The sequence below is a fragment of the Roseovarius sp. B-10 genome (genome assembly GCF_056859295.1).
Genome location: NZ_JBSXOE010000032.1, coordinates 38,023 through 58,036, shown reverse-complemented (window position 1 = coordinate 58,036; position 20,014 = coordinate 38,023). Strand labels below are relative to the sequence as shown.

General features: G+C 66.0%; 22 protein-coding genes. 13 read left to right on the top strand and 9 right to left on the bottom strand.

Annotated elements, in window-relative coordinates:
* Positions 1-75 precede the first annotated feature (75 nt).
* On the bottom strand, positions 76-534 hold the full coding sequence (locus AC13D8_RS09335; RefSeq protein WP_482968594.1) for a DNA polymerase III subunit chi: 459 nt from the start codon (positions 532-534) through the stop codon (positions 76-78).
* The gene (locus AC13D8_RS09330) at positions 534-2,003 is read right to left on the bottom strand and encodes a leucyl aminopeptidase (protein ID WP_482968593.1); all 1,470 of its coding nucleotides are present in this window, start codon (positions 2,001-2,003) and stop codon (positions 534-536) included. The genes AC13D8_RS09335 and AC13D8_RS09330 overlap by 1 nt, the downstream gene beginning before the upstream one ends.
* A 150-nt stretch (positions 2,004-2,153) precedes the next feature.
* Here AC13D8_RS09330 and lptF point away from each other — a divergent pair, with 150 nt between their 5' ends.
* The 6 genes from lptF to rsmA are packed head-to-tail and all read left to right on the top strand — an operon-like array spanning position 2,154 to position 9,624.
* Positions 2,154-3,290: an LPS export ABC transporter permease LptF gene (lptF, locus tag AC13D8_RS09325; RefSeq protein WP_482968778.1), complete on the top strand. Its 1,137-nt coding sequence runs from the start codon at positions 2,154-2,156 to the stop codon at positions 3,288-3,290.
* Positions 3,227-4,378, top strand: coding sequence for an LPS export ABC transporter permease LptG (lptG, locus tag AC13D8_RS09320; protein ID WP_482968592.1), 1,152 nt, complete (start codon positions 3,227-3,229; stop codon positions 4,376-4,378). Before lptF ends, lptG begins: the two co-directional genes overlap by 64 nt.
* Positions 4,378-6,561 carry an LPS-assembly protein LptD gene (locus AC13D8_RS09315; protein ID WP_482968591.1) on the top strand — a complete coding sequence of 728 codons (2,184 nt, stop codon included), beginning with the start codon at positions 4,378-4,380 and terminating at the stop codon, positions 6,559-6,561. The genes lptG and AC13D8_RS09315 overlap by 1 nt, the downstream gene beginning before the upstream one ends.
* Entirely contained in the window at positions 6,561-7,817 is a 1,257-nt protein-coding gene (locus AC13D8_RS09310) for a peptidylprolyl isomerase (protein ID WP_482968590.1), read from the top strand. Before AC13D8_RS09315 ends, AC13D8_RS09310 begins: the two co-directional genes overlap by 1 nt.
* The gene (pdxA, locus tag AC13D8_RS09305) at positions 7,814-8,776 is read left to right on the top strand and encodes a 4-hydroxythreonine-4-phosphate dehydrogenase PdxA (protein WP_482968589.1); all 963 of its coding nucleotides are present in this window, start codon (positions 7,814-7,816) and stop codon (positions 8,774-8,776) included. The genes AC13D8_RS09310 and pdxA overlap by 4 nt, the downstream gene beginning before the upstream one ends.
* The gene (gene rsmA, locus AC13D8_RS09300) at positions 8,773-9,624 is read left to right on the top strand and encodes a 16S rRNA (adenine(1518)-N(6)/adenine(1519)-N(6))-dimethyltransferase RsmA (protein ID WP_482968588.1); all 852 of its coding nucleotides are present in this window, start codon (positions 8,773-8,775) and stop codon (positions 9,622-9,624) included. Before pdxA ends, rsmA begins: the two co-directional genes overlap by 4 nt.
* A 117-nt stretch (positions 9,625-9,741) precedes the next feature.
* On the opposite strand, the gene AC13D8_RS09295 is transcribed toward rsmA, so the two are convergent.
* Together AC13D8_RS09295 and iscR are read right to left on the bottom strand one after the other, a co-directional pair.
* Positions 9,742-10,299, bottom strand: a complete 558-nt coding sequence (locus tag AC13D8_RS09295) for a methyltransferase domain-containing protein (RefSeq protein WP_241691149.1) — start codon at positions 10,297-10,299, stop codon at positions 9,742-9,744.
* Between the two features lie 65 nt (positions 10,300-10,364).
* Positions 10,365-10,826 carry a Fe-S cluster assembly transcriptional regulator IscR gene (gene iscR / locus AC13D8_RS09290; RefSeq protein WP_104017368.1) on the bottom strand — a complete coding sequence of 154 codons (462 nt, stop codon included), beginning with the start codon at positions 10,824-10,826 and terminating at the stop codon, positions 10,365-10,367.
* Positions 10,827-10,993: 167 nt separating this feature from the next.
* Between iscR and AC13D8_RS09285 the strand changes: the two genes are divergently transcribed.
* The 3 genes from AC13D8_RS09285 to AC13D8_RS09275 are packed head-to-tail and all read left to right on the top strand — an operon-like array spanning position 10,994 to position 12,196.
* A complete protein-coding gene (locus AC13D8_RS09285; protein ID WP_482968587.1) occupies positions 10,994-11,647 on the top strand; it encodes an alpha/beta hydrolase in 654 nt (217 codons plus the stop codon).
* 9 nt (positions 11,648-11,656) lie between these two features.
* Entirely contained in the window at positions 11,657-11,911 is a 255-nt protein-coding gene (locus AC13D8_RS09280) for a hypothetical protein (RefSeq protein WP_482968586.1), read from the top strand.
* A gap of 51 nt (positions 11,912-11,962) precedes the next feature.
* Positions 11,963-12,196 (top strand): TerC family protein, encoded by a 234-nt coding sequence (locus tag AC13D8_RS09275; protein ID WP_482968777.1) that lies wholly within the window; start codon positions 11,963-11,965, stop codon positions 12,194-12,196.
* A gap of 184 nt (positions 12,197-12,380) precedes the next feature.
* Here the strand turns inward: AC13D8_RS09275 and speE are convergent, their stop codons facing one another.
* Together speE and speD are read right to left on the bottom strand one after the other, a co-directional pair.
* Positions 12,381-13,226 (bottom strand): polyamine aminopropyltransferase, encoded by an 846-nt coding sequence (gene speE, locus AC13D8_RS09270; protein WP_482968585.1) that lies wholly within the window; start codon positions 13,224-13,226, stop codon positions 12,381-12,383.
* On the bottom strand, positions 13,223-13,747 hold the full coding sequence (speD, locus tag AC13D8_RS09265) for an adenosylmethionine decarboxylase (RefSeq protein ID WP_129433513.1): 525 nt from the start codon (positions 13,745-13,747) through the stop codon (positions 13,223-13,225). The genes speE and speD overlap by 4 nt, the downstream gene beginning before the upstream one ends.
* A gap of 374 nt (positions 13,748-14,121) precedes the next feature.
* Here speD and rplM point away from each other — a divergent pair, with 374 nt between their 5' ends.
* On the top strand, positions 14,122-14,586 hold the full coding sequence (gene rplM, locus AC13D8_RS09260) for a 50S ribosomal protein L13 (protein ID WP_104017373.1): 465 nt from the start codon (positions 14,122-14,124) through the stop codon (positions 14,584-14,586).
* The gene (gene rpsI / locus AC13D8_RS09255; protein ID WP_104017374.1) at positions 14,586-15,077 is read left to right on the top strand and encodes a 30S ribosomal protein S9; all 492 of its coding nucleotides are present in this window, start codon (positions 14,586-14,588) and stop codon (positions 15,075-15,077) included. The genes rplM and rpsI overlap by 1 nt, the downstream gene beginning before the upstream one ends.
* A gap of 96 nt (positions 15,078-15,173) precedes the next feature.
* On the opposite strand, the gene AC13D8_RS09250 is transcribed toward rpsI, so the two are convergent.
* Positions 15,174-15,650 carry a GNAT family N-acetyltransferase gene (locus AC13D8_RS09250; RefSeq protein ID WP_482968584.1) on the bottom strand — a complete coding sequence of 159 codons (477 nt, stop codon included), beginning with the start codon at positions 15,648-15,650 and terminating at the stop codon, positions 15,174-15,176.
* A gap of 291 nt (positions 15,651-15,941) precedes the next feature.
* On the opposite strand from AC13D8_RS09250, the gene AC13D8_RS09245 reads away from it, so the two are divergent.
* Together AC13D8_RS09245 and tig are read left to right on the top strand one after the other, a co-directional pair.
* On the top strand, positions 15,942-16,688 hold the full coding sequence (locus AC13D8_RS09245; RefSeq protein WP_482968583.1) for a glutathione S-transferase family protein: 747 nt from the start codon (positions 15,942-15,944) through the stop codon (positions 16,686-16,688).
* A 127-nt stretch (positions 16,689-16,815) separates the two neighbouring features.
* Positions 16,816-18,147, top strand: coding sequence for a trigger factor (gene tig, locus AC13D8_RS09240; RefSeq protein WP_482968582.1), 1,332 nt, complete (start codon positions 16,816-16,818; stop codon positions 18,145-18,147).
* 121 nt (positions 18,148-18,268) lie between these two features.
* Here the strand turns inward: tig and AC13D8_RS09235 are convergent, their stop codons facing one another.
* A complete protein-coding gene (locus AC13D8_RS09235; protein WP_482968581.1) occupies positions 18,269-19,063 on the bottom strand; it encodes an acyl-homoserine-lactone synthase in 795 nt (264 codons plus the stop codon).
* A gap of 119 nt (positions 19,064-19,182) precedes the next feature.
* Positions 19,183-19,905, bottom strand: coding sequence for an autoinducer binding domain-containing protein (locus tag AC13D8_RS09230; RefSeq protein ID WP_482968580.1), 723 nt, complete (start codon positions 19,903-19,905; stop codon positions 19,183-19,185).
* Positions 19,906-20,014: the final 109 nt, after the last annotated feature.

Here is a 20,014-nt window from a genome sequence, read left to right as displayed (position 1 = left end):
GTGGGTGGTGTTGGGGTGGAACCGACGTTGGTCTCCTTGCCCCTGCGCGGCTAACCCGAACGCACGCTCCGCCCCTCACGCCTCGGCCTTCTTCTCCCACTTGCCCGATTCTTCGGACCAGTACTGTGCCGCACAGCCCGCACCGGTCAGCGCGCGCCACTGCCCGCGCGCGGTGTCCTTCGCGGTCTCGTCATTGCCGTCAAAGAGGATGCAGACCCGCTCCAGCGCCTGCACCTCCTGCGGCGCCACCTCGGCCCCGTCCACCGCCATCAGGCAGGCCGCGCCGTTGGGATGCTCGGTGCCGGTTGTCAGCAAGACCGGTTGCATCGCGTCATGCGGCCCGCCCGCGCGCCCGTGCGGCAAAAAACCATCCTCCGGCCCCAGCCAGAGCCGTTCGTCAAGCCAGTCCAACCGCGCCGGATCGCACCCACGCACCGCGACGCGCCACCCCGCCGCCAGCGCCTTTTCCAGCAGCAGCGGCAGGGTCTGCTCCAGCGGACGGCGCGTCAGGTGATAGAAATAGGCCGCCCCCATCAGCCGTCCTCGAAGCGGTCGCGCACCAGTCGGTCGAGGGTTAGCACTCCCCAGCCGCTCGCGCCCTCGGGGGCGTGGGCGCTCTCGGCCTTGACGCTCGCCATGCCGGCGATGTCGAGATGCACCCAGGGCGTGCCATCCTCGATGAACCGGTGCAGGAACTCGGCCGCCGTGATCGTGCCCGCGGGCCGCCCGCCCACGTTCTTGACATCGGCGATGCGGCTCTTGAGCGCCTTGGCATATCCCTTGCCCAGCGGCAGCCGCCACAGCCCCTCACCCTCGGTGCGGGCGGCGCGCAGCACCGCCTCGCACAGCGCATCGTCGTTGCTGAGCGCTGCCGCGTTCTCGTGGCCGAGCGCGATGATCGCCGCCCCGGTGAGGGTAGCAAGGTCGATCACGGCGCAGGGCTTGTAGGTCTGTTGCGCGTACCACAGCACGTCCGCCAGCACGAGGCGCCCCTCGGCATCGGTGTTGATAACCTCGACCGTGTCGCCCTTCATCGAGGTGACGACATCGCCGGGGCGCACCGCGTTGCCCGAGGGCATGTTTTCCACCAGCCCCACGAGGCCGACGACATTGGCCTTGGCACCGCGCCCCGCGAGCGCGCGCATGACGCCGGTGACGACGCCCGCGCCGCCCATGTCCATGGTCATGTCCTCCATGCCCGCCGCCGGCTTGATCGAGATGCCGCCGGTGTCGAACACCACCCCCTTGCCGACCAGCGCGAGCGGTGCCGCGTCGCCGCCGCCCTGCCACTCCATCACCGCCAGGTGCGAGGGGCTCGTGCTGCCTTGTCCCACGCACAGAAGCGCGCCCATCCCGAGCCGCTCCATCTCTGCCTCGTCCAGCACGGTCACCTTGACCCCCAGCGCCGACAGCGCCTCGATCTCGGCGACAAAGGCGGTGGTGGTCAGGTGGTTGGCCGGGGCGTTCACCAGGTCGCGGGTGAGGAACACGCCCTCCGCCACCTCGCGCAGCGGCGAGAATGCCGCCTCGGCGGCCCCGGGGTCGCGGACCATGACGATGATGTCTTCCTGCACCGCGATGTCGCCGGTCTTGTGCGCGGCGAAATCATAGGCCCGCAGCACCGCGCCGAGCGCCACCTCCGCAGGCCGCTTGAGGGTGCCGCCCAGCAGGGTGAGCGGCTTGTCGCCCTTGGCACGACCAAGCGCCACACCCGCGCGGCGGCTCGTCTCGGCATCGGCGTTGCGCGGCAGCACCACCACGTCGAGCGCCCGCGCCGCCAGCCCAGAGGGCCAGTCGAGGGTGAGGACATCGCCCGCTTCCTTGCCGTCGAGCGCGCCGCCCTCGATCAGCCGCGCGAGTGCGCCCCGCGTCAGACGATTGACCCGCCGCCCGCCGGGATCGAGCTTGCCATCCGGGGTCACGATGACGGCCACGCGGCCCTCGGCGGTGGCGATGGCATCAAGGTCGGTCTCGACAAAGCGGACAGAGGCGGGAGAGGTCATTCGGCGGGGCTCCTTTTCACGGTTCACGCCAGACCTAGCGCGCTCTGCCGCCGATGGCCAGTTAGCAGTTTTCCCCCGTCACCAATTCCGCTAGGTTGCCCGGCAAGACTGCTGTCGCGGGGGGGAGAAGTGACCAGATTCGACAGATACATGCTGTCGCAATTGATGGTGTTGTTCGGTTTCTTCGCGCTCGTTCTGGTGTCGATCTTCTGGATCAACAAGGCGGTGCGCATGTTCGACAAGCTCATCGGGGATGGCCAGCCCGCATGGGTCTTCTTCGAGTTCACCGCGCTTACCCTGCCGGCGGTGATCGGCAGCATGCTGCCCATCGCCGCCTTTGCCGCAGCCGTCTACGTGGTGCACCGTCTTTCCGCCGACAGCGAACTCGCGGTGGTGCAGGCCACCGGTTATTCGCCGTGGCGGCTGGCGCGGGCGGTTGTGGTGTTCGGGCTGATCGTGGCGCTGATGATGTCAATACTCGCCCACCTGCTCATTCCCAACAGCCTGAGCCAGCTGCGCATGCGCGAGGACGAGGTGTCCCGCAATGTGACCGCCCAGCTTCTGACCGCGGGCGAGTTCCTGCACCCGGCGCCGGGTGTTACCTTCTATACCCGCGAGATCACGCCGGAGGGCGAGTTGCGCGACGTGTTCCTGTCGGATCGGCGCAATCCCGGTAGCGCGGTGACCTACACCTCGTCCCGCGCCTACCTGGTGCAGGATCCGGCGGGCACGCGGCTGGTGATGGTGGCGGGGCTGGCACAAAACATGCAGCAGTCGGGCCAAAAGCTCTTTACCACGCATTTCGAGGATTTCTCTCACGATATCAGCAGCCTTGTCAGCCGTGACGCGATCAACCTCAACAAGCTGGCCTTTGCCGGAACGCCCGAGCTGCTGCGCGACCCGCAGGCGGTGGCGGCGCGCACGGGGGCAGCACCCGGCGCGGTCATGGCAGAGCTCCACGGGCGTTTCACGGCGGCGCTGATGTGCCTCGTGGCGGCGCTTGTCGGATTCGCCACACTGCTGGTTGGCGCATTCAGCCGCTTCGGTGTGTGGCGGCAGGTGCTGGTGGCCTTCGGCCTGCTGGTGGGACTCAAGCTGATCGAGAGCGCGGTGCTGGCACCGGTTCTGGTGACCGCGGCACTCTGGCCGCTGCTCTACCTGCCGTCGCTGGGGGGGCTGGCACTGGCGGCGGGGATTTTATGGCTGGCGCAGCGCCCCGGTGTATGGCGGCGTATCGTGAACGCGATCTGGCCGTGGTGGCGGCGGGCGAGGGGGGCGGGCGCATGATCCTGCACGCCTATCTCGCGCGACGCTTCGTGACGAATTTCGCCGGGGTGGCGCTGTCACTGGGGGTGGTGCTTGCCCTGATCGAACTGATCGACAAGCTGGGCGATTTTCCCGACCGGCCCGTCGGCGACGTGCTGGGGTTGGTGGCTCTCAAGATGCCCTGGGCCAACTATGAAATTCTGCCGCTGGTCGTGATCCTTGCTTCGGTGGCGCTGTTCCTGCGGCTCGCGCGCTCGTCCGAGCTGGTGGTGGTGCGTGCCTCGGGGCGCTCGGCGCTTGGCGGGCTGATGGCGCCGGTCGCGGTCACGCTGGTGCTGGGGCTGCTGGCGGTAGCGGTGGGCAACCCGATCGTCGCCGCGACCTCCAAGCGCGATCACGATCTCTCGAACCGTTATCGCGGGATCGAGACTGCGGCACTCGCAGTCGCGGCCGAGGGTCTGTGGCTTCGGCAGGGCGACGCCGACGGGCAAACAGTGATCTTTGCCGAGCGCGCGAGCGCCGACCTTGGCACGCTGCACGCGCCGACATTTGTCGAGTTCGCGCCGGATGGCGCGCCTGCGCGCCGTATCAGCGCCGCAAGCGCCCGGCTGGGCGCGGGGGCCTGGCACCTGGAGGACGTGAAGATCTGGACGTTGGACCGTGGCAGCAACCCCGAGGCCGAAGCGCAACGCATGTCGGCGCTCGAGCTGCCCTCGGATCTCACTCAGGATCGCATTCTCGACAGCTTCGGACGGCCCCGTTACATCCCGGTCTGGGATCTCCCCGGCTTTATCGCGCAGCTCGAGGCAGCGGGCTTCTCGGCGCGGCGCTACGCGGTCTGGTTCCAGAGCGAACTGGCACGCCCGGTCTTTCTGGTGGCGCTGGTGCTGATGTCGGCGGCGTTCACCATCGGCCATGTGCGCGGTGCCAATGTCGGGTTGCGGGTGCTGACCGCGGTCATTGTCGGGTTCGGGCTGCATTACGTGCGCAATTTCGCGCAGATACTGGGTGAGAACGGACAGATACCGGTGGCGCTGGCGGCGTGGGTGCCGCCGGTGGCGGCGCTGTTCCTGGCGGTCGGCCTGATCCTGCACCTGGAGGATGGCTGATGCGGGCGCTGCGGCTGATCCTCGCGCTCGTGGGCGCGCTCCTCACCGGGGCGGAGCCGTTCGCCGCGCAGGACCTGCCGCCCGATCCGGCGATGCTGGTGGCCGATGATGTGATGCTGGGCACCGACAACCGGCTCATCGCGCGCGGCAATGTCGAGGCGTTCCACGACGGGCGGCGGCTCACCGCGCGCGAGATCGTCTACGACCGCGCAACGGATCGGCTCGAGATTACCGGGCCGCTGTCACTAACCGAGGACGAGGGTGAGACGGTGGTGGTCGCCGACAGCGCGTCGCTCGACCGCGACCTCGTCAATGGCATCCTGCGCGGCGCCCGAATGGTGATGCAGGACCAGCTCCAGCTCGCCGCGCATCGGATGCGGCGCACGGACGCGCGCGTCACCGAGCTTTACAAGGCTTCAGTCACGTCCTGCCGGATCTGCGAGACCGGGCGCCCGCCGCTTTGGCAGATCCGCGCCCGGCGGATGATCCACGACAGCGAGAAGCGGCGGCTCTATTTCTACGACGCGCAACTGCGCGTGCTCGACACGCCGGTCCTCTACCTGCCGCGGCTGCGGATGCCCGACGGCTCGGTGGATCGCGCCACCGGGTTTCTCACGCCCGAGTTCGTCAACTCCACCCTGCTTGGCAGCGGCGTGCGGGTTCCCTATTTCATCGTTCTGGACGATCACCGCGACCTGACCGTGGCTCCGTTCTGGGCAACCGACTCGCGCCGGATAGAGCTGCGTTACCGACAGGCGTTCCGAAACGGCGATATCGAGATCAATACCGCGCTTTCTGACGACGATTTCAACCCGCGCTCGACCCGCGGCTACCTGTTTGCTACCGGTCGGTTCGGGCTGCCGCGCGATTTCTTTCTCCGCTTCGATCTCGAACTGGCGAGCGACGATACCTTTCTGCTCGATCACGGATTCTCCACCAAGAACCGCCTGCGAAGCGGCGTCTCGATCGAGCGCGCGCGGCGCGACGAGTACACCCGCCTCGCGCTCGACCATTTCCAGAGCCTGCGCGTAAACGAGAGCGATTCCACCTTGCCCAGCATCGTCGCCGACGGCGAATATACCCGGCGCATATTTCCGTCGCGGCTGGGGGGCGAGCTGAGCCTTACGGCGCTCGCGCACAGCCATTACCGAACGTCCAGCCTGCGCACCGACGGTCCGGATTTCGACATCTTCGCCGATGGTCACGACGTGACCCGTTTTACCACCGAGGCCAATTGGCAGCGACAATGGGCGCTGTCCTCGGGGGTGCTTGCCACGGTCGAGACGGGGCTCGCGCTCGATCATTTCGAGATCGCCCAGATCGGGGTGACGGCACGCAGCCAGGCCACCGAGATCACGCCGAGCGCTGCCGTTCGCCTGCGCTGGCCGCTGATGAAGACGACGCGCGGAGGCGTGGCTCACGTGATCGAGCCGGTGGCCCAGCTTGCCTGGTCGGGCGGCTCGAACCCGGACATTCCCTTCGAGGAAAGCACCGCGGTCGAGTTCGACGAGGGCAACCTGTTCAACATCTCACGATTTCCATCGTCCGGTCGCCGCGAGCGCGGGGTGAGCGGCGCTGTCGGGCTGAGCTATGCGCGGGTGTCGCCCGAGGGCTGGGAGGGACGGCTGGCGTTGGGCCACGTGATCCGCGACGAGCGCCTGCTCGAGCCCACGGGCGCCCCCAGCTTCACCCGCTCCTCGGGCCTGCGCGACCGCCGGTCGGATCTGCTCGTGGCCGCACAGTACCGCAACCAGTCGGGGCTTGTCGTGACCGGGCGCAGCCTCTTTGACGACGTGTTCGACACCACCAAGGCCGAGGCACGGGTCAGTTGGCAGAATGCCCGCACCGATCTTGGCGCGACCTATACATGGCTGCCCTCCGATCCCGCTGAGCAACGCCCCTCGACCGTGTCGGAGTGGTCCTTCGACGGGCACCACCGCTTTGCCGATAACTGGACGGCCAGCGCCGAGTGGCGTTATGACGCGGCCACCGATCGCAGCATCCAGGCGGGGGCGGGGATCACCTACACCAACGAATGCGTGGACATCACCCTTTCGGTCTCGCGCCGCTTCACCTCCTCGACTATCCTTGAACCCGAGACCAACATCGGTTTTATCGTGGGGCTGCGGGGTTTTTCCGCCGCTTCGCGCGACAAGAGTTTCACTCGCACATGCAGGAAATGATGAGAATGACCCCGAGCCACCGCCCCGCGCCCTTCCTCCTCGCCGCGCTGTGCCTTGCCGTGCTGGTCGCGGTGGGGCTACTGCCATCCGGTCCGGCCCGCGCGCAGAACCTCTTCGCGCCGGTCATTCTCGTCAATGACAGCGCCATCACCCGCTACGAGCTTCAGCAGCGCGCGCGCATGCTGACGCTGTTCCGCGCGCCCGGCGACCCGGCGCAGCTCGCCCGCGAGCAGCTTATCGAGGAACGTATCAAGCTCGAAGTCGCGAATGGCATGGGCATCTCCCTGAGCGAGGATGCGTTGCGCACGGGCATAGAGGAATTCGCCGGCCGTGCCGGGATGAACGCCGAGCAACTGATCGCCGCGCTGGCACAATCGGGCGTGTCGGAGCAGTCGCTGACCGAATTCGTGCGCGCTGGTGTCACCTGGCGCGAGGTCACCGCCGCGCGCTTTGCGGGGCGCGTCTCGGTCAGCCAGGAAGAGATTGACCGCGCCACGCGGGCGCTGTCGGGCGGCGCGTCCGTGCGGGTGCTGTTGTCCGAGATCGTGCTGCCGGTAACCAGCGTCGAGGACGCCGAGGACAAGCAGCGGCTTGCCGCGCGCATCGCCACCGCCAATAGCGAAGGGGCCTTTGCCCGGTTTGCCCGTCAGCATTCGGCGGCGCCGACCGCGGGGCGCGGGGGGCGGCTCGGCTGGCAGGCGGTGTCTGACCTGCCGCAGGCGCTCCGACAGGTGGCGCTCGGTCTCGCGCCCGGCGAGGTGTCCGAGCCGCTCCCCGTCGAGGGCGGGCTGGCGCTTATCTACATGCGCGACATCCGCGAGGGCTCGGCACCAAAGCCGGAATATTCCGCGATCGAGTACGCCAGCTATTACATCCCCGGCGGGCGCAGCGAACAGGCGCTGTCGCACGCAGCCGGCGTGCGCGCCCGGGTCGATACCTGCGACGATCTCTACGGCGTGGCGCAGGATCAACCGCCCGAGGTTCTCGACCGCGTGAGCAAGGCGCCCGAAGAGATCCCCGCCGACATCGCCGCCGAACTTGCGCTGCTCGACCCCGGCGAAAGCTCGACGCGGCTGACCCGTTCGAACGGGCAGACGTTGATGTTCCTGATGCTGTGCGGGCGCACGCCCAAGCTCGATGACGAGCAACCCTCGATCGAGAACCTGACCAACTTCATCCGCAACCAGCGCATCCAGTCGCTGGCCGATGGCTATCTCCAACAGCTCTTGGCCGAGGCGCGGATCGTCGAGCCGTGATCGCGCTCACCTGCGGAGAGCCCGCGGGCATTGGCCCCGAGATCGCCGCAGGCGCCTGGCAAAAGCTGCGCGGGCGCGTGCCGTTCTTCCTGATCGGCGACCCGGCGCACCTGCCCGAGGACACTCCGCTTGCGGTGATCGACGCGCCGGGGGACGCCGCGCGCGCCTGCGGTGACGCGCTGCCGGTACTGCCCCATCCCTTCGCCGGGGCGCGCGTGCCGGGGGTGCCGCAACCGGCACAGGCGCAGGCCGTCATCGACGTGATCGCCCGCGGCGTCGATCTGGTGCAGGCAGGCGCGGCATCGGCGCTCTGCACCGCGCCTATCCACAAGCAGGCGTTGCAAGAGGGGGCGGGGTTCGGTTTCCCGGGCCATACCGAGTATCTTGCCCATCTCGCAGGGGGCGCCCGCGTGGCGATGATGCTCGCGGGGCCCAGCCTTCGCGTGGTGCCCGCGACCATCCATATTCCCCTTGCAGAGGTGCCAGGCGCGCTCACCGCCGACCGGCTCGAAGAGGCGATCCGCATCACGCACGCCGCGCTCATCCGCGATTTCGGCATCCCGGAGCCGCGGCTCGCCGTGGCGGGGCTCAATCCGCACGCCGGCGAGGGCGGGCGTATGGGCCGCGAGGAAATCGAGATGATCGCGCCCTTGCTCGACCGGCTGCGCACCGAGGGGATGGATCTGCGCGGCCCCATGTCTGCCGACACGATGTTCCACGCGGCGGCGCGGGCGCGCTATGACGCGGCCATCGCCATGTATCACGATCAGGCACTCATTCCCATCAAGACGCTGGATTTCGACCGCGGCGTGAACGTGACGCTGGGCCTGCCCTTCGTGCGGACCTCTCCCGATCACGGCACCGCGCTCGACATCGCCGGGCACGGGGTGGCCGATCCTACCTCGCTCGTCGCGGCGCTGGAAATGGCCGACCGGCTGGCGCGGGCGCGCGCGACATGAGCGGATTGGACGCGCTACCGCCGCTTTCTCAGGTGATCGCGGCGCATGGCCTCTCGGCGCGCAAATCTCTCGGGCAGAACTTCCTGCTCGATCTCAACCTCACGTCCAAGATCGCCCGCCAGGCGGGTGACCTCAGCGCCTGCGACGTGCTCGAGGTGGGGCCCGGCCCCGGCGGGCTCACCCGTGGCCTTTTGATGGAGGGCGCGCGCCACGTCCTCGCGGTGGAAAAGGACCCGCGCTGCCTGCCTGCCCTGGCCCAGATTGCCGAGGCCGCGCCAGGCCGGCTTACCGTGCTGGAGGGAGACGCGCTTGACATCGATCCGTTGGCGCATCTCACGCCGCCCATCCGCGTGGTCGCGAACCTGCCCTACAATGTGGGCACCGAGTTGCTGGTGCGCTGGCTCACGCCCAAGGAATGGCCGCCCGTGTGGGAGACGCTGACCCTGATGTTCCAGCGCGAGGTCGCCCAGCGGATCGTCGCCGCGCCGGGGTCCAAGGCCTATGGACGGCTGGCGCTGCTGGCGCAGTGGCGCACGGATGCGCGGATCGTCATGCACCTGCCGCCCAGCGCCTTCATCCCGCCGCCCAAGGTGTCGAGCGCGGTGGTGCACCTCACTGCGTTGCCCGCGCCGCGCTACCCTGCGGATGCGCGCATCCTCGAACGCCTGGTGGCGCGCGCCTTCAACCAGCGGCGCAAGATGCTGCGCGCGGCGCTCAAGGGGGCGGCCCCCGATATCGAGGACCGGCTTCTGGCCGCCGGTATCTCGCCCACAGATCGGGCCGAGACTGTTGATCTCGAACGGTTCTGCGCTCTGGCCCGGTTGATGCCGGGGGCAAAGCCCGAGTAGAGCATGTTGCTCAAGAGCGGGAACCGGTTTTGAGCTCCTCGAACATACGAAATCAAGGGGTTGGAGCGTGCCGCGGGAAGGCGATTGAACGCAAGACGCCGCAAGGGCTGCCGCGCCCTATTTCTGTGCCAGCGCCCAGGCGCAAATTGGAAAATCCGGCTCGTCGGTCAGGTCGTCGGTTTCGGGGTCGTAGGGTGGCGGCCATGGACCTTCGAGGTTTCGCAGCGCGGCGGCGCGGTTGCCCCATTGCCGGGCGGTGATCCTGCGCGCGTCGAATCCGGCCTCGATGAGCAGGTTCTTCAACCCCCGCGCGCTCCAGCGCGAGCAATCCACCGGGTCGCCGTGATACGGGATGAAGAACGGTACAGCGAGCCAGAACCAGCCTTCCTCGCGCAGCATCTCGCGCACGTGGCGCGTGGCGGCATAGGGCCGGTCGAGGTGCTCCCACACCTGGTTGGCGAGGATCAGGTCGAATTGCTGCACTGCGCCGGCGGCATCATGAAACGCGCCCTCGCAGATGTCGTGGCGCGGATAGCGAAAGCGCGTGTAGCTGCGAAAGGCGAAGCGCCGCCCGAACTTGCCCGAAATCTCGGCGGCATCGAGTGTTTCCGGCTCCAGCGCCTCGATCCAGCGGCGGGTGGCTTTCTGCATGACGATGCGGTTCAGACTGGCCACGCGGCGGGGCTCCTTACGGGGTCCGGGCGTTTACCCTGCCCGAGCCATGCACAGCGCGCAAGCCGCTACTCGTCATCCACCACCGAGAAGAGATGCGGCACCGCCGGGCAGGGCGCCAGCGCGTTGCCCACCACGTCGCTCAGCCGCGCCTGGTGCAGGAACACGTAGACATGCGCGCTTAGCCCCTCCCAGAGCCGGTTCGACAGCGATTGTGCGCGGCTGCCGCTCGCCCCGCCCGACGCACCCGCCCCCTTGTGCAGCGCGTCGACCGTCTCGTCCACCGCCGCCAGCACCTCGGCCACGCGAATTTCCGAGGTCGGGCGCGCCAGCCGGTAGCCGCCGCCGGGGCCACGCACCGATTCAACCAGCCCCGCGCGGCGCAGCTTGACGAAGAGCTGTTCGAGATAGGGCAACGAGATATCCTGTCGCCGCGATACTTCGCCCAGCGTGACCACCTCACCCTCGGGCTGAAGCGCGATATCGACCAGCGCAACCATCGCGTAGCGCCCCTTGGTGCTGAGTTTCATGGCCCTTCCTCCTCGATACGGAGCGACACAGATTGACCTTGGACGGCGCAGGGCTTATCTCGGCCTTCAGCCGCATCGGTGTCGATGATCCCGCTTGCCTAGAGCGCGGCGTCGGTTCCGTCAAGAAATTCGCCTGCGCAGGACAGTGACATAAAAAGAGAGCATAAATGCCCGAGGTAATCTTTCCCGGCCCCGAGGGCCGTCTCGAAGGCCGGTATCACCCGCAGCGCGACCGCGATGCGCCTATTGCCATCGTCCTGCACCCGCACCCGCAATTCGGCGGCACGATGAACAACAAGGTCGTCTACAACCTGCATTACGCCTTTTACAAGATGGGCTTTACCGTCATGCGCTTCAACTTTCGGGGTGTCGGGCGGAGCCAGGGCGAATACGATCAGGGTGTTGGCGAGCTTAGCGATGCCGCCTCGGCGCTTGACTACCTGCAATCCATGAACGCCAATTCCAAGCATTGCTGGGTCGCGGGCTTTTCCTTCGGCGCGTGGATCGGGATGCAATTGCTGATGCGGCGGCCCGAGATCACCGGCTTCGTCTCTGTGGCGCCCCCCGCCAACATGTACGATTTCTCCTTCCTCGCGCCCTGCCCAGCGTCGGGTCTCGTCATCAACGGCACCGCCGACCGCGTGGCCCCGCCCGCCGATACGACCCATCTCGTTGCCAAGCTCAAGGAGCAGCAGGGCATCACCATCACCCATGAGGAAATCGAGGGCGCGGATCATTTCTTCCGCGATCCCTACATGGAGACGATGGTCGAGACCGTTACCGACTACGTCAAGCGCCGCCTGACCGAAACCACCCGCTGAGGCCGCATCATGGGCGTGACAGAAGACCTTGCCGACGAACTGGCCCGTGACGTCATCAAGGCGATCGACGCCACCGGCGACGAGGATATCGTGGGCGAGATCACCAAGGTGCTCGGCGCGTCCTCGCAGACCGCCGAAGAGGCCTTCCTCACCGCATTGCGCGTGCGCCGCGCCAATCTCAAGGCCCGCGCGATCCTGATGGAGCGGCTGCGCCGCTTCAAGGCCGAGAAAGACGCTGCGACCGATACCGGGGCGGGCGGCTAGCCCGGCTTTCGGAACATCGGCCAATAGCGATCCGGCGCGTCCCTCGCATCCCTGATCTTTTCCTTTGGCTCGGTGCTCTCGGCGCTAGCCATCACCGACGTGTTCGCGGTGCTGGCCATCGCGATCCTGCTGTCGGGGGCGGCGATGCTGCTTCTGGCCGACAACGTCAACGCCTTTCTTCAGAACAACCGCATGTACGAGGTGCTGGGCCTGTTCATCCTGCTGATCGTCGGGGGGGGTCTTGTTGAGCGAGGCGGCGCAGGCGGCGGCGCATGCCACGCATGACGATACTCTTGCGCTCAGGTTCTTCGGCTACGAGGTGGTGTCGATGTCCAAGACCACCTTCTATTTGTCTATTTGTCGGTGGTGGTGCTGTTCGTGGTCGAGATTGTGCAGTCACGCTATCGCCGCAAGCTCGACGTCGAACGGCCGGCGCTGGCGGCGCGCCGGTGACGCGCCGCGCTCCCGGTCAGGGGATCAGCCGCCGGACATAGCCGGGCAGGGCAAAGGCCGCCTTGTGCACCTCGGGGGTGTAGTAGTCCGGCGCGAACCCGGCAGCATCGAGCCGCCCCTGTAGCACGTCGAGCGGCGTGTCGCGCGCGGTACCGTCGGTGCCCCAGCCAAAGGCCATCGGCCCGCCCGCATAGGTGGGGATTGTGGCCAGGTAACAGGTCGCATCGGCAAAGAGCGCGCGAAAGGCGCGCATGGTGTTGGTCAGCTCCTCGCCCTGCAGGAAGGGCACGCCGTTCTGCGTCACGAGGATACCGTCCTCGGCGAGCGCGCGTTTCGCGTGGCCGTAGAACGTCTCGGTAAAGAGCACCTCGCCCGGCCCGATGGGATCGGTGGAATCGACGATGATGACGTCATAGCCGCCCTTGGTCTGCCGGATGAACTCGGCCCCGTCGGCGATCACCAATTCCAGCCGCGGGTCGTCAAAGGCGCCCGCGCTCAGCATCGGCAGGTATTCCTTGGAAAAATCCACCACGCCCGCATCGATCTCGACCATCGTGACATGTTCGACGCTGTCGTGCCGCAGCACCTCGCGCGCCATGCCGCCATCACCGCCGCCGATGATGAGCACGCGCCGCGCCGCGCCGTGGGCGAGGATAGGCACATGGGTCAGCATCTCGTGGTAGATGAAATTGTCGCCCTCGGTGGTCTGCACCACGTCGTCGAGCGTCAGCACGCGGCCAAAGGTGCCGTTCATGAACACCTTCAGCCGCTGATGGTCGGTCTTGCTGTCATACAGCATCTCGTCCACGCGCAGGGATTGCGCGTAGTCGGGATGCAGGTTCTCGCGCGTCCAGTCGCTCATGCCGCGACACCGGCCTCGCTTACGAGACCCTCACCACGCTTGAGTTCGCGCACGCGGACATCGGCGGTGCCGAAGGCCGATTTCAAAACGTCCACGGCCAGCCACGGCCGGGCGTCGCCGCACATGAACACGTCGAACGCGCCATAGCCGATCTCGGGCCAAGTGTGCACCGAGATGTGGCTTTCGGCCAGCACCGCCACGCCCGAGACGCCCTGCGGCGAGAACTTGTGCGTATGGATGTGCAAGAGCGTCGCCCCGCAGGTGTCCACGCAGTCACGGAACGCCTGTTGGATGCGGCCCTCGTCGTCGAGCCCGTGGCCGTTCACCACCTCGATGATGAGATGCGTGCCCGCAAACACGGTGCCGTCGCGCCGGATGAAGTGATCCTCGCGGTCCTCGTCCAGCACGTCGCGGGCGAAAATGGTGTGATCGTTCGCGGGGGTGATCCCGCGGGCGGTGTCTTCCTCTTGGGCGCCTGTCTCCAGACCGATCCCCAGTTGGAAGAGGTTGGCGTCTTTCATGGCGCTCCCCTTCTTACCAGTAGATTGAATCCAGTCGGTCCCTTAGCGCCCCCCCGGAAGACATCCGAAGTTGGGATCGGTCCCGATCAAGTGAGGGGCACATAGGGCTGCGCCTTGAGTCGTGCAAGCCATTTCTGCCAAGTGTGCGAAATAAATTTGACCTGCGGCCCCGTGGCCCATGCCGCGCGGGGGTGAGACTTGAAAGAACGGTGGGGTAAATTAATACCGTAATTGTAACAGATTGAAATATAGTATTTAATTAAGAGCGTGGGCCATTGACGTGGCGCAAAACCCGCGTATAACCCGCCCATCGACCGGCCCGGCCATGCCCGAGGTCCGGACATCACTGGAATAACAGCAAGGTTCTGCCCGAAATGAAGACGTTTTCCGCAAAACCGGCAGATATCGAGAAGAGCTGGATCGTGATCGACGCCGAGGGCGTCGTTCTGGGCCGCCTCGCCTCGATCATCGCCATGCGCCTGCGAGGCAAGCACAAGCCGAGCTTTACCCCGCACATGGACATGGGTGACAACGTGATTGTCATCAATGCCGACAAGGTGCAGCTCACCGGCAACAAGCGCAACAAGCCCAACTATTGGCACACCGGCCACCCCGGTGGGATCAAGAGCCGCACCACCGGCGAAATCCTCGAGGGCAAGTATCCCGAGCGTGTGGTGATGCAGGCCGTCAAGCGGATGCTGCCTGGCAACCGGCTGAGCCGCCGCCAGATGACCAATCTGCGCGTCTATGCCGGCACCGAGCATCCCCATGAAGCCCAGAACCCCGAGGTTCTGGACGTCAAGAACATGAACTCCAAGAATACGCGGGTGGCTTACTGATGGCTGAAGAAATCAAATCCCTCGAAGGTCTCGAAGCCGTCGCAGGCGAGGTGACCGCGTCCCCCGAGGCCGTTGAGACGCCGCGCGAGCCGGTGCGCGACGCGCTCGGTCGCTCCTACGCCACGGGCAAGCGCAAGGACGCCGTGGCCCGCGTCTGGATCAAGCCCGGCTCGGGCAAGGTTGTCGTCAACGGTAAACCGATCAACGATTATTTTGCACGCCCCGTGCTCCAGATGATCCTCAAGCAGCCGTTCACCGTGTCGGGCACCGAGGACCAGTTCGACGTGATGGCGACGGTCAAGGGCGGCGGCCTGTCTGGCCAGGCGGGCGCCGTCAAGCATGGCGTATCCAAGGCGCTCCAGCTTTACGATCCGTCCCTGCGCGGTGCGCTCAAGGCTGCCGGCTTCCTCACCCGCGACAGCCGCGTGGTCGAGCGCAAGAAGTACGGCAAGGCCAAGGCGCGCAAGAGCTTCCAGTTCTCCAAGCGCTGATCGTCGGCAACTGCCAGATCAATGGAAGGGTCGCCCCCAGGGGCGGCCCTTTGCATTTCGTGGTGCGGACGAGGTTAGCTACGCGCGGTAAACGCCTCAGCCCAGCGCCTTGTGCATCTTGCAGCGCGTCAGGATCACGCCTCTTCGCTCGACCCGCTCCTCCATCACCACGTGCCAACCGCTCTTCAGGAAGAAGGGGCGGGCAACCAAACTAGCCTCGGTTGTAAGTCGCTTTGCGCCACGGTCTTTGGCCCACCGTTCTGCTTCACGCAGGAGTGCGCGCCCCACGCCTATCCCGGTTGCTGATGGCAGAACGAATGCGAGTTCGATGTAGCCCGTTGGGTCGACAGTGAAGAAGCCGACCGGCTCGCCATCCATCTCCGCGACAAACCCCGTCAGGGTCTCCAGTCGTTTTTTCCAGCGATCAAGATCAATCGTCTCTCCGCCCCACGCGAGCCGCTGTTCGTAGTTGTAGGCTCCTCTTGTGCCTTCATGGACCGCGCAGAAGAAGATGCGAGCAACAGCACGATAATCTCCAGCGACCAAAGGCCTGATATCTACACGATCGCCCATATCTTCCTCTCTCACCGGCGCTGTCGTCTTTGTAGCGGGGGAACCAACTTCCAACATACACTACTCCCGAAGATTTTTCGGAAGCCTCTGTTCGACATGGTTTCGTAGTCGCGAGGGCCGCCGCGCGAGCATGCACCGCGAAACGCAAAGTGCTGGCCTCCGGGGCGGGGTCAAGGGGTCCGTTCACGGCTGCGTCAACAGGTGCGATTTAGGTTCACTCACCGTGATGCCGGTGCATACTCCGGCCCCAGGGCTCGATCCCGCGGAGAGGACCGGGCGTGAGGAGAAACCATGACCGGCACCGTCAAATTCCTGCACCATCCCACGTCGCAGCCCTGCCGGGCGGTACATCAGCTCATGCTGGAGACGGGCGTTCCCTTCGACGAGGTAATCGTCAACCTGATGGATGGCGAGAACGAGACCGAGGACTTCAAGACCACCTACAACCCCACCGGGCAGGTGCCGATCCTCGTGGATGGCGATTTCACCCTGTGGGAAAGCGCCGCCATCGGCTTCTACCTCTCCGGACGGTTCGATCTTCCGGGCAACTGGCTGGGCCGTGACGTGCGGCAGCGGGCCTTGATCCAGCAATACACACATTTTCATTCCACCATGCTGCGGCGCGGGGCGGGGGCGTTTTTCTACACGCGCTTCGCAGAATGCATCTGGGGTCCGCGCGACTATTCCGCCGAGATCGCCATGGGCCGCTACATGCTGGCACAATCCATGCCGATCGTTGAGACTTGGCTGGAGCGCCACACCCACCTCTGCGGCGACGAGATCAGCTTTGCCGATCTGCTGGCGTTTCACGAATTCGTCTCGCACGAGGCCGGCGCGATCATCCCGGCGGAGGAGTGGGCACGCTTTCCCCGCATCCGCACCTGGTTCGAGCGGCTACAGGAGCGGCCGCACGCCAAGGCCGTGAGCGGCATGATCATGGAGGTGGGCGCGATGCGCCAGGCCGGGCACATGATCCCCATGACTCGCCGCACCTCGCTCGCCAAGGGCACCGCCGTCAAGCCCGGCCTGCCGGGCTAAAGCCCGCGCGCGGCAGGCGTCGCGCGGGCCGGTTTCTCCTTGCGTGTGCCCTTGCCCACCCATAGAAGGGCCGCGATCTTGACCGCCGCGGACGCCTCCGCGGCCCGATGCATAGGAAAGGACGAACATGCAGGTCACCGAAACCCTCAACGAAGGTCTCAAGCGCAGCTACAAGATGGTGCTATCGGCGCAGGCTCTCGAAGACAAGGTCACTTCCAAGCTCAAGGAAGCGCAACCCGAGATCGAGCTCAAGGGGTTCCGCAAGGGCAAGGTGCCGCTGCCGCTTTTGAAAAAGCAGTTCGGCCAGCGGATCCTCGGCGAGGCGATGCAGGAAAGCGTCGATGACGCGATGAAGGCGCATTTCGCCGAGAAAGGCGAGCGCCCGGCCTTTGAGCCCGACGTGAAGATGGCCAACGAAGAGTGGAAAGAAGGCGACGACGTCGAGATCGAGATGACCTACGAGGCGCTGCCGGAAATCCCGGAGGTCGATCTCGGCACGCTCAAGCTCGAACGGATGGTCGTCAAGGCCGACGACGCGGCCGTGGACGAGGCCCTCAAGAACCTTGCCGAGAGCGCGCAGGACTTCAAGGACCGCAAGAAGGGCACCAAGGCCAAGGACGGTGACCAGGTGGTGGTCGATTTCGTCGGCAAGGTCGATGGCGAGCCGTTCGAGGGCGGGGCCGCGGAGGATTATCCGCTCACGCTCGGCTCGGGCAGCTTCATCCCCGGCTTCGAGGAGCAGCTCGTCGGCGTCAAGGCGGGCGAGGAGAAGGCCGTAACGGTGACCTTCCCCGAGGAGTACCAGGCCGAGCATCTGGCGGGCAAGGAAGCGGTGTTCGACTGCACGGTAAAGGCCGTGAAGGAGCCCGTCGCCGCCGAGATCGACGACGAACTGGCGCAGAAATACGGCGCCGAGGACCTTGCCGGGCTCAAGCAGCAGATCGGCGAGCGGCTCGAGCAGGAATATGCCGGCGCCGCGCGCGCGATCCTCAAGCGTAACGTGCTCGACGCGCTCGACGAGAAGGTGACCTTCGAGTTGCCGCCGACGATGGTCGAGACCGAGGCCAAGCAGATCGCGCACCAACTCTGGCACGAGGAAAACCCCGAGCACGAGGGCCACGACCATCCCGATATCGAACCGACCGAGGAGCATACGAAGCTCGCTGAGCGGCGCGTGCGGCTCGGGCTTCTGCTGGCCGAGCTGGGTCAGAAGGCCGAGGTCGAGGTGACCGATGCCGAGATGACGCAGGCGGTGATGAACCAGGCGCGGCAATACCCCGGCCAGGAGCGGGAATTCTTTGAATTCGTGCAGAACAACCCGCAGATGCGCCAGCAGATGCGCGCACCGATCTTCGAGGACAAGGTGATCGACTACGTGGTCGAACTGGCCGAGGTCTCTGACAAGGAAGTGTCCAAGGAAGATCTCGAGAAGGCGATCGAGGAGATGAACGACGAGTAAGCCCTACAGGGCAAGACCGTCGCCAAGCGATCAAAGGGCCGCCCCGGGGAGATTGGGGCGGCCCTCTTCGTTCGATCACCCGGCCCGGCGCCTGCGCCGGGCGGGCCAGGCCCGATGGGGGTCAGGCACCGACTTGCGAGTGAGAACGAATCTTGTCGGCGAGCGCCGCCTTGAGCTTCAGCGCGGCGATGCGTTCGTCAACGTTGCGTGCCGCGGCGATCTGCTCGTCGCAATAGGTCTCGAGCGCGGACTTGCGCGGTACGTGCGCAGCGATCGCGGGCAGGGCGAGCGCCTCGTCGTCGGTGAGGAATACCTCGCCCTCGATCCCCGCCACCTCGCGGATGCTTGCGGCCCGCTCTTCCGTGCAGTCAAGAAGCCCGGCCAGCGCCGCAGCCTTGCCCATCTGCACGGTCTTGCCGACGTAGTCGTAGGGCGCGTTGCCCGAGCGCTTGAGCACCCGGTCCATCACCGGGTCGATCACCGTGACCACGTCGCTGATGCCCGAACGCATGGCGTATTCCACCGCGCCCAGCATCAACTCGGACGTGGCGTAGGTGACCGAGCCACGAGACCGCCCGCGCCCGAGCCGCTCTGTATCGACGCAAAAGCGCGTGGATTCCCACAAGGTTGCGCTGCGTAGCGGCGGCTCGCCGTCGAGGATCGCGTGGAACACGTCCGACAGCATGTGCGGCCCTGTGGTTTGCAGCGCGCGCACGCACGCCACGACATTGCCTGCCTCGTCGAGCCCGATGACATAGGCTGGATCGAGCGCGTCGAACTGATCTTCCTCGCGCCCGTCTGTAATGGTCACGTCCCATCCCAGCCGCCCGGCAAAGACCCGGGCGCGCAATCGGAACATCTGGTCGAGAACCATCGGAAACTTGTGCTTGTTGAGTGCGTCAACGATCAGTATCATAGTGTTCATCCCCTTGAGTTGGCCGTATGAAAGTCGCGAACGTGAGTGACGCGGCTGCAGCCTTGAGATTAGGGGAAGCTGTGGGGAACGCTATTGGGGAAATCCCGTATGGAATCGCCTCAGCCGGGGTAAATGAGCCCCATCGAGATCGCGCGACCGACCGCTTGTGCCGTGGTGAGCGCGTATAGCTTGTGGCGCGCCGAGCGCAGGTGAACCTCGACCGTGCGGTGAGAAATCGTAAGGATATCAGCGATATCCTGCTGCGACTTGCCCTCAGCCGTCCATTGCAGGATCTCGCGTTCGCGCATTGACATCGACGGGCCGCGCAACAGGCTCGAGAAACTGTCCGAACTAATCACAAGGTCGTGCACATGTACCGAAAGCGCCTGCCAGACGTGCAGGTTCTCGCGGCAAAGCGCCTTCCATTCCGTCTTGGAGCCACCGCAGGTCAGGCTCAGCCCGCCGATGTCGCCATAGGGGCCACGCACCGGGATCGTGACGCCCTGGTCGGAGATGCCGAAATCATGGGCGGAGCGAAACACCGTGAGATAGTCGAGATCGCGCTCCAGCCGCGACCAGTCCACCGGTGCGATCGAGCGGCGCGCGCTGTGCAGGGTAGGGTCGATGCGGTGAAAGCCCTGGGTGGCGTAATGCTCTTGCCAATCCTTGCCGTAGGTGACGTGACCAATAACCGAGCGATTGATCGGGTTCATTCCGGCATAGGCGACGTGATCGACACCGAAGCGGTCGCGTATCTCGTGCAGAAAGGCGTCGAAATCCTGCGCGGCATCGGGCAATTCGGCGAGGTCGATAAGCCCGGCCTGGTCGAATGCGTCACCCATCATGGTGCCTCCCGCCGCGGCGCGCGCCGCTTCTCAGAACCGTTCTCTCCCTGGAAACACGCTACCGCATCAACCGTACTGGGTCATGACACATGATCGTGCCCCGCCC

Excerpts from the sequence above, each read along its gene's own strand:
- AC13D8_RS09335 (WP_482968594.1), bottom strand. The coding sequence starts at position 534 with ATGGGGGCGGCCTATTTCTATCACCTGACGCGCCGTCCGCTGGAGCAG.
- AC13D8_RS09230 (WP_482968580.1), bottom strand. The coding sequence starts at position 19,905 with ATGGGTGACGCATTCGACCAGGCCGGGCTTATCGACCTCGCCGAATTG.
- rsmA (WP_482968588.1), top strand. The coding sequence starts at position 8,773 with ATGAGCGGATTGGACGCGCTACCGCCGCTTTCTCAGGTGATCGCGGCG.
- iscR (WP_104017368.1), bottom strand. The coding sequence starts at position 10,826 with ATGAAACTCAGCACCAAGGGGCGCTACGCGATGGTTGCGCTGGTCGAT.
- speE (WP_482968585.1), bottom strand. The coding sequence starts at position 13,226 with ATGAGCGACTGGACGCGCGAGAACCTGCATCCCGACTACGCGCAATCC.
- AC13D8_RS09245 (WP_482968583.1), top strand. The coding sequence starts at position 15,942 with ATGACCGGCACCGTCAAATTCCTGCACCATCCCACGTCGCAGCCCTGC.
- lptG (WP_482968592.1), top strand. The coding sequence starts at position 3,227 with ATGGCGGCGTATCGTGAACGCGATCTGGCCGTGGTGGCGGCGGGCGAG.
- lptF (WP_482968778.1), top strand. The coding sequence starts at position 2,154 with ATGCTGTCGCAATTGATGGTGTTGTTCGGTTTCTTCGCGCTCGTTCTG.
- speD (WP_129433513.1), bottom strand. The coding sequence starts at position 13,747 with ATGAAAGACGCCAACCTCTTCCAACTGGGGATCGGTCTGGAGACAGGC.
- tig (WP_482968582.1), top strand. The coding sequence starts at position 16,816 with ATGCAGGTCACCGAAACCCTCAACGAAGGTCTCAAGCGCAGCTACAAG.
- rpsI (WP_104017374.1), top strand. The coding sequence starts at position 14,586 with ATGGCTGAAGAAATCAAATCCCTCGAAGGTCTCGAAGCCGTCGCAGGC.
- AC13D8_RS09285 (WP_482968587.1), top strand. The coding sequence starts at position 10,994 with ATGCCCGAGGTAATCTTTCCCGGCCCCGAGGGCCGTCTCGAAGGCCGG.
- AC13D8_RS09310 (WP_482968590.1), top strand. The coding sequence starts at position 6,561 with ATGAGAATGACCCCGAGCCACCGCCCCGCGCCCTTCCTCCTCGCCGCG.
- rplM (WP_104017373.1), top strand. The coding sequence starts at position 14,122 with ATGAAGACGTTTTCCGCAAAACCGGCAGATATCGAGAAGAGCTGGATC.
- AC13D8_RS09280 (WP_482968586.1), top strand. The coding sequence starts at position 11,657 with ATGGGCGTGACAGAAGACCTTGCCGACGAACTGGCCCGTGACGTCATC.
- AC13D8_RS09330 (WP_482968593.1), bottom strand. The coding sequence starts at position 2,003 with ATGACCTCTCCCGCCTCTGTCCGCTTTGTCGAGACCGACCTTGATGCC.
- AC13D8_RS09315 (WP_482968591.1), top strand. The coding sequence starts at position 4,378 with ATGCGGGCGCTGCGGCTGATCCTCGCGCTCGTGGGCGCGCTCCTCACC.
- AC13D8_RS09250 (WP_482968584.1), bottom strand. The coding sequence starts at position 15,650 with ATGGGCGATCGTGTAGATATCAGGCCTTTGGTCGCTGGAGATTATCGT.
- AC13D8_RS09235 (WP_482968581.1), bottom strand. The coding sequence starts at position 19,063 with ATGATACTGATCGTTGACGCACTCAACAAGCACAAGTTTCCGATGGTT.